The following is a 7,664-nucleotide window of genomic DNA, read 5'->3' as shown; positions in this document are numbered from 1 at the left end:
TGTTGCTAACTTTATGAATATAACCAAAAAACCCTTCACTTTTCAGTGAAGGGTTTTTCATATATTCTAAATTCGTAGATCTAAAGTCTAACTTATACTTACCAGTTCATCAAAACAGATCCCCATGTAAATCCAGCTCCAAAAGCAGTCATCATTACTAAGTCTCCTTTTTTGATTTTACCCTCTTGTTTTGCTTCACTCAATGCAATTGGAATAGACGCTGCCGTTGTATTTCCGTAACGCATAATGTTGTTGTAGACTTTCTCATCTGGTAATCCCAATTGTTTTTGTACAAATTGAGAAATACGCAAATTCGCTTGATGTGGAATAAATAAATCTAAATCTTCAGGCTTTTTATTCGCAGCCGATAAAGCTTCGATAATTGATTCAGGAAAACGAGTTACCGCATGTTTGAAAACATAGTTTCCATTCATATATGGATAAATTTCTTTTTTAGTTAAAGTGTTTCCTTCTTTCAATAATTCGTCTGACCAGCCTGTTTTTGTTCCTGGGAAAGTAACTGCTAATTCTTCGGCAAATTCCCCTTCAGAATGTAAATTAGTCGATAAAATTCCACGTCCTTCTTCTTCCGATGCCGAAACAATTACCGCTCCTGCTCCATCTCCAAAAATTACTGAAACACCACGACCTTCATCCGACATATCCAATCCGAATGAATGAACTTCTGCTCCAATCACCAAAATATTTTTGTAAACTCCAGCCTTAATAAAAGCATCAGCAGTTGATAACGCATACACAAAACCAGAACATTGATTACGAATATCCATTGCCCCAATCGTACGACAACCTAACTCCTTTTGTACCAACACACCATTTCCAGGGAAATAGTAATCGGGAGATAAAGTCGCAAATAAGATAAAATCGATATCTTGAGCAGTGATTCCTGCATCTTCTAACGCATTTTTAGCCGCAATAACACCCAAATCTGTAGACGAAATCTTAGAACCTGGCTCGATATGTCTTCTTTCGACAATCCCTGTACGTTCCTGAATCCATTCGTCATTGGTGTCCATCACCTCAGCTAAATCAAAGTTTGTAACAACTCTTTCGGGAACATAATGCCCAACACCTGTAATAATAGAGTGTATCATGTGATTATGGTTTACTTTTCAATTGAAGCAAAGATATTAAATGATAAGCATTCTTTAAAACAAATGCGTCTTTTTGACAATAAATTATTTAGAAAATCTTGTTTTTAATATTCCGTTCATAATGATAGAAAGTACCATTACCCCTGTAGCAATGTAAAATATAGGATTCATATGTTCTGAATCTCCAAAAATAATACTTGCCAAAATGATGCCATAAACTGGTTCTAAATTTACGTTCAACATCAACGTAAAAGCACTTACATGTTTCAGCAAATCAACTGATTCTATTTGTGCAAAAGCTGTAAAAATAACACCAAGCAACGTCAACCACCCTAAGTTTGACCAACTTATATTTACAACTTCAGAAATAGCTTCTGGCTGAAAAAGAATCATTACCACCGAAAGTGCGATCACTCCACCAATCATTTCGTATAAAGTAACTTTAGTTGGTTTGATTGATTTTGGTAATCTCGAATTAAGAACTGCAAATAATGCCGATAAAAAACTACACAAAATACCGATAATAATTCCTAATTTATAATCTTCTGGCGATGCATTAAAAATAACAGCTACACAAGCAGAAACAATTATGGCAAGAATTATTTCGAGCAGATTAATTCTTCGCTTAAAAAAAATAGGTTCTAAAATCGCACTAAAAAGCGCGCCCATCGACAACGTACTCAACGCAATTGAAATATTAGAAAGTTTGATTGACAAATAAAATGTAAACCAATGTATTCCTACAATTCCACCAATAGCAAGTAATCTCAATAATTCGTTTTTGGTCACTTTGAAATCCATTTTTCTGAATTTCATATAGATAAAAACAGCAATTGCCCCAATAAGAACACGATACCAAACCATTGGCAACGCACTCATTGTGACTAATTTTCCGAAAACTCCTGTAAATCCCCAAAGAAGTACGAGAAACTGCAACCGAAGTTGAACTTTTGAAATCATTCTAAGCCTTTTTCGCAAAAGTAGAGTTTAATTCTATATTGCTAAAACGATTTAATTGATTTAATTGATTTAATTGATTTAATTGATTTAATTGATTTAATCTGTAAATAATTTTGTATATGTTTTAATGTTAAATTAACATCAAATAATTATTACTCAAACTTTAATTCTTATTCTTCGTTGTATTTTCGAAACTTCAAAATTAATCGATGGATTTTAGTATTTTTTTACAACCAGATGCATTAGTTGCATTATTTACATTAACAATGTTAGAAATCGTTTTAGGGATTGATAATATTGTTTTTATCTCTATTTTGTCAGGAAAATTACCTGCACATCAGCAAAAGAAAGCACAACAGCTTGGTTTATTTTTAGCCATGTTTACACGTGTAATCCTTTTATTCTCGTTAAGCTGGGTGATGAGTCTTACCACTCCTCTATTCAATATCGGCGAATGGATTGGCATTACTTCAACCGAATGGTTAGAAAAATTAGCTATCTCTGGTCGAGATTTGATTTTATTAATCGGAGGATTATTCTTGATTTATAAGTCTACTGTAGAAATTCACCACAAAATAGAAGGTGTTGAAGAAACTGAAGGAAAAGTGAAAGTACATTCTTTTGCAGGAACTATTGTACAAATCTTAATTTTAGACATTGTTTTCTCATTAGATTCTGTGATTACAGCAGTTGGTATGGCAGAACATATCGAAGTTATGATTGCGGCTGTGATTATTGCGGTTGCTGTTATGATGCTTTCAGCAAGTGCGGTTTCTAAATTTGTGAACGATCATCCAACGGTTAAAATGTTGGCTTTATCATTCTTATTATTAATCGGTGTTTCGTTATTAGCAGAAGGATTTGATCAACACATTTCGAAAGGATACATTTATTTTGCAATGGGATTCTCTGTTTTAGTCGAATTCTTGAATTTGAAAATGAAGAAAAAGCATTCGAATCCAGGAATTGTCCGAAATATGGTTGGCGACGCAGAAGAACAAAACAAAAATTTATAACTAACTTTAAGGTCTCAATTATGAGGCCTTTTTTTATTTAAGAAAAAATCAATGCAAAATATAAAATTAATCGTGACAGATATGGACGGAACTTTGTTGCGTTCTGATCATTCATTAAGTCCAGAATTCAATAAAATTTACGAAGAATTAAAAGAAAACAACATCACATTTGTGCCTGCAAGTGGTCGTCAATATTATAGTATCATTTCTTATTTTGAAAATATAAAAGATGAATTGGCAATTATTGCTGAAAACGGAACCTATGTGACCTATAAAGGTGAAGAAATTTTTGTTGACGAATTGGATTGGTCTGTTGTAAAAGAAATCGTAGAAGAAGTACGTAAAATAGAAGGTGCAAATATTGTTTTGGCTGGTAAAAATGCCGCTTATGTAGAATCGAAAGATGAGACTTTTTTAGAATATTTTAAGAATTATTACGACAAAAATATTTGGGTTGATGATTTAACTAAAATCAAAAACGAACAATTCATTAAAATTGCAGTAAATCATGCTGATGGAACAGAATTTAATGTATTTCCAAAATTAGTTGATTTTGAAAAATATGGATTAAAAGTTGTAGTTTCTGGCGAAGTTTGGTTAGATGTAATGAACAAAAAATCGAACAAAGGAGTTGCATTACAAGCTTTGATGAATAAATTGGATATTTCTTCTGAAGAAATCATTGTTTTTGGGGATTTTATGAATGATTTAGAGATGCTAAATTTGGCTAAATATAGTTTTGCAATGGAAAATGCTCATCCAAATGTAAAAGAAGTTGCAAATTTTAAAGCACCTTCTAACGATGAAGATGGTGTAATTCAAGTTATTAAGCAATATTTACAACAATTAAAAACCGTAAATACTTAATAATCTGATAAATAACATCAATCATTTAACATTTCAAATCAGATTAAATTATTAATTTCGCACAAAACCTAAACAATCAATGTTCACTATCAACAAACATCTAAAAAGCTTTCTAGCAATTGGAACTTTACTTTTTGTTTTTTCTTGTAAAAACGAAAATAATCCAGTTCAAAATCAAACAACAACTTCTTCTGAGCCAAAAGAAATTTTGCAGAATGATGTTGATTCTATTTATACAGTAAAAATTGACTCATCAGCTTTGCAATTAGATACTATTGCAAAAGAAGAAAAGCAAAATCCTATTGATTCGACAAAACAATATGTTTACCTAACTTTTGATGATGGTCCTTATAAAGGAAGCAAAAATATCAATAAAATATTAACCGAAGAAAATGTAAAAGGAACGGTTTTCTTAGTTGGTTTTAATGCTTTTACAAAAGATTTGAAACAACATGTAGAAGATTATAAAGCTAATCCAAATGTAGAAATTGCTAACCATACTTTTTCGCATGCTCGCAACAAATACAAAGCTTTTTACAGTGTTCCAGAAAATGTTTACGAAGATATTCGCAAAAATGAGGTGGTATTAGATATACATTCTCGTTGGGTGCGTTTGCCTGCGCGTAACACATGGCGTTTGAACAAACGTAAAAAAGACGATCCAGTAAAAAATGCAATTCCTGCAGCTGACTTATTGGCTAAAAATCAATATTATATTTACGGTTGGGATTATGAATGGGAAAGAAGTGGAAAAAAATCTGCAAATCATCAACTTTCTTCGCCTGAAAAAATTTACGAAGGAATTGTACATCGTTTGGATCAAAATAAAACATTCGAAAAAAACCATTTGGTAATTTTAATGCACGATGATATGTTTAATGAAGATTATAATGCAGAAAAATTAAGACAATTAATTGTTTTATTGAAACGTAATCCGAAAATTGTAATCGAAGGAATTTCGGGATATCCAACCAGGATTAGCTAGATAAAATATTAAGATAAAAAAATCCACTTCAAATGAAGTGGATTTTTTTATTAAATAAACTCTATCGTTGTTTCTATCTCGTGACCTTTTTCTAGCACTTTGTGTACAGGACAAGAATTTGCAACTTTCAATAATCTTGTTCGTTGCTTTTCATCGAAATCGCCTTCTATGATAACATGACGTTGAAAAGTAATTGGCTCAGTTGTAATCATATCAAAATTGATATCGACCTCAACTTTTTTGTAAGTAAATTCTTTGTGATTCATATACATTTGCAAAGTAATCGAAGTACAAGAAGCTAACGCAGCTCCCAATAATTCGCTTGGTTTTGGAGCTGTATCTAAACCTCCTTTATCTAAAGGTTCATCTACATTAAACTCATGTTTTCCTGTTTTAATATTCGAAATATAGTTTTTATCCGTCGAAGTTGACGTTACATTAATATCACTCATTATCAATTTATTTTTCGTTTTCTTTTACTTTAGATTTTTGTTGCGCTAGCGGAATTGGAACATAATCGTCATCACCAGGAACTTTAGGAAAACGATGATTAATCCAATTTTCCTTCGCCGTTTCAATCGTTTCTCTTGAAGAACTTACAAAATTCCAAAAGATAAAATGTTCTTCTGGTAATTCTTCACCTCCAAAAATATAAACGGTAGAACCAGCCGCAATTTCGAATTCACATAACGTAGCTTCTTTCGCTACTAATAATTGTTTTGTGCCGTAAGTCTCTCCTCCATCTTTGATAGAACCTTCTAATACATACAAAGCAGATTCTCCATACAAATCTTTTCCTAATGAAACTTTGAAATCATTTTTAGCTTTAATCTCAATAAAATATAAAGGAGAATAAACAGGTACGCCAGAAGTATGTTCACCAAACTTACCAGCAATCAATTTATAATCTGCATTTTCGTCTGACCAATTTGGTAATTTATCTGCTTCAACGTGAACAAAACTTGGCTCCATATTTTCTAATTCTTTTGGCAAAGCCACCCAAATTTGTAAACCATGTAATGTTTTTTCAGTTGTACGTAAATATTCGGGAGTTCGCTCAGAATGCACAACACCCCTACCTGCAGTCATCCAATTCACAGCTCCTGGCTGAATTTCTAATTCAGTTCCCAAACTATCGCGATGCATAATCGCACCTTCAAATAAATAAGTCAAAGTTGATAAACCAATATGTGGGTGCGGTCCAACATCAAGATTTTGATAATCTTTCATTTTTGTTGGTCCCATATGATCGATAAATACAAATGGTCCGACATGTCTTTTTTGACGAAATGGTAACAATCTACCTACCAAAAAATTTCCTATATCAGCAGCTTTTTCTTCTAAAATTAATCCAACGTTAGACATAATTAGTTTAGTTTTTTAATTGATGTAAAATTAGTTTTAACTATTAATTTAAAACTTGATTTAAGTTAATAAATAAAAAAAGGCTAACCAAAAGGTTAGCCAATTATAACTTAATCTTAACGATTTCTAGTAATCGTAATTATTTTGTGTTTCTCCACCAAAATTCCAAGCAATACCGAAACGTAATGTGTTTTCTAAAGCATTGTTTGTATCAGACATTGGAATTAAGTAAGATGCATTAAATGCAAACGCATTGTATTTTAGTCCTAAACCTAATGTCAAATGTTGACGATCTCCTTTCATTGGGCTTTCGTGGAAATAACCAGCACGAATAAACAAAGCATCATTATAAGAATACTCTGCACCTACAGAATACATAATTTCTTTTAACTCCTCTTTTCCTCCTCCAGGAGCATCTCCAAATGAACTAAAAATTCCAGACATTACTCCTTTATTAGGAATATATCCTGTACCAGGAATTGGATTTCCATTTTCATCTTTCTCATATGTTGGAGTTGGAACTAATAATTTAGAAAATTCTGTTGTAATTCCTACTTTATTGTAATCATCAAATTTGAAATCATATCCAACACCTAAACGTAATGTTGTAGGTAAATAAGATGCATTATCTTCTGAGTTTGAATAATCTAATTTTGGACCAATATTAGAGATTTGGAAACCTCCACGTAATTTTCCTTCAAAATTGTTGGTATCCATTGTTTCTGATTGATAATAACCTGCTAAATCAACTGCAAATGTATTTGCTGGCTGAACTGTACCATCGCTTACTCCATTGAATAAATCGGAACGAATGAAACGACCAGTTACCGCCATCGAGTAATTATCTGTTAAACGTAAACCATATGATAAATCGATTGAGAATTCATTTGGCTTTGCTTTTCCCATCGAAACAATATCAGTTCCTTGCAATTGATTAAGTTCTATTTCTCCCATATTGAAATAATAGATACTTGCTCCTAATGTACTACGCTCATCTTGTCCTAAGAAAGTATAATAAGTTGCATTTAATAAGAAAACATCATTCACCAAAGATCCCATATATGGCGTATAAGTAAATGCTACTCCTGAATAATCTGGTGCAAAGGCATATTTTGCAGCATTCCAGTATTGTGAATAATTATCTGTCGATGTTGCCACACCTTGATCTCCTAAACCACCTGCACGTGCATCTGGAGAAATTCTTAAAAATGGAGCTCCAGTTAAAATTGGATTAGATTTTGTATAATCGTTCCCAGTATCATTTCCTCCTGTATCTTGAGCAAAAGTAAATCCTGATGCTAAAATCAATAAACTTGCTGTAATTTTTTTCATTCGTTATATTATTGATTATATTTTTTC

Annotated in this window: 8 protein-coding genes; 3 read left to right on the top strand and 5 right to left on the bottom strand. The window is 32.1% G+C overall.

Annotated elements, in window-relative coordinates; genetic code table 11:
* Positions 1-98: 98 nt before the first annotated feature.
* Positions 99-1,112, bottom strand: a complete 1,014-nt coding sequence (locus B2217_RS15040; RefSeq protein WP_038331461.1) for a beta-ketoacyl-ACP synthase III — start codon at positions 1,110-1,112, stop codon at positions 99-101.
* An 84-nt stretch (positions 1,113-1,196) separates the two neighbouring features.
* Positions 1,197-2,072, bottom strand: a complete 876-nt coding sequence (locus B2217_RS15035) for a DMT family transporter (RefSeq protein ID WP_180904563.1) — start codon at positions 2,070-2,072, stop codon at positions 1,197-1,199.
* A 209-nt stretch (positions 2,073-2,281) separates the two neighbouring features.
* On the opposite strand from B2217_RS15035, the gene B2217_RS15030 reads away from it, so the two are divergent.
* The 3 genes from B2217_RS15030 (at position 2,282) to B2217_RS15020 (ending at position 4,940) form a co-directional block, all read left to right on the top strand.
* Positions 2,282-3,088, top strand: a complete 807-nt coding sequence (locus B2217_RS15030) for a TerC family protein (protein ID WP_038331456.1) — start codon at positions 2,282-2,284, stop codon at positions 3,086-3,088.
* A 51-nt stretch (positions 3,089-3,139) separates the two neighbouring features.
* Entirely contained in the window at positions 3,140-3,955 is an 816-nt protein-coding gene (locus tag B2217_RS15025; protein WP_280046232.1) for an HAD family hydrolase, read from the top strand.
* 79 nt (positions 3,956-4,034) lie between these two features.
* Positions 4,035-4,940 (top strand): polysaccharide deacetylase family protein, encoded by a 906-nt coding sequence (locus B2217_RS15020; protein ID WP_280046231.1) that lies wholly within the window; start codon positions 4,035-4,037, stop codon positions 4,938-4,940.
* A gap of 50 nt (positions 4,941-4,990) precedes the next feature.
* Here B2217_RS15020 and B2217_RS15015 read toward each other — a convergent pair whose 3' ends face one another.
* From B2217_RS15015 to porV, 3 genes are all read right to left on the bottom strand, one after another.
* On the bottom strand, positions 4,991-5,392 hold the full coding sequence (locus B2217_RS15015) for an OsmC family protein (RefSeq protein ID WP_219034984.1): 402 nt from the start codon (positions 5,390-5,392) through the stop codon (positions 4,991-4,993).
* Positions 5,393-5,399: 7 nt separating this feature from the next.
* A complete protein-coding gene (locus tag B2217_RS15010) occupies positions 5,400-6,305 on the bottom strand; it encodes a pirin family protein (protein ID WP_280046230.1) in 906 nt (301 codons plus the stop codon).
* 126 nt (positions 6,306-6,431) lie between these two features.
* Entirely contained in the window at positions 6,432-7,637 is a 1,206-nt protein-coding gene (gene porV / locus B2217_RS15005) for a type IX secretion system outer membrane channel protein PorV (RefSeq protein WP_038331444.1), read from the bottom strand.
* Positions 7,638-7,664 lie beyond the last annotated feature (27 nt).

The organism is Empedobacter sp. UBA7620 (assembly GCF_002484185.1).
GTDB lineage: Bacteria > Bacteroidota > Bacteroidia > Flavobacteriales > Weeksellaceae > Empedobacter > Empedobacter falsenii_C.
Note: the sequence above shows the minus strand (reverse complement) of the source record. Positions and strands in the feature narration are given on the sequence as shown.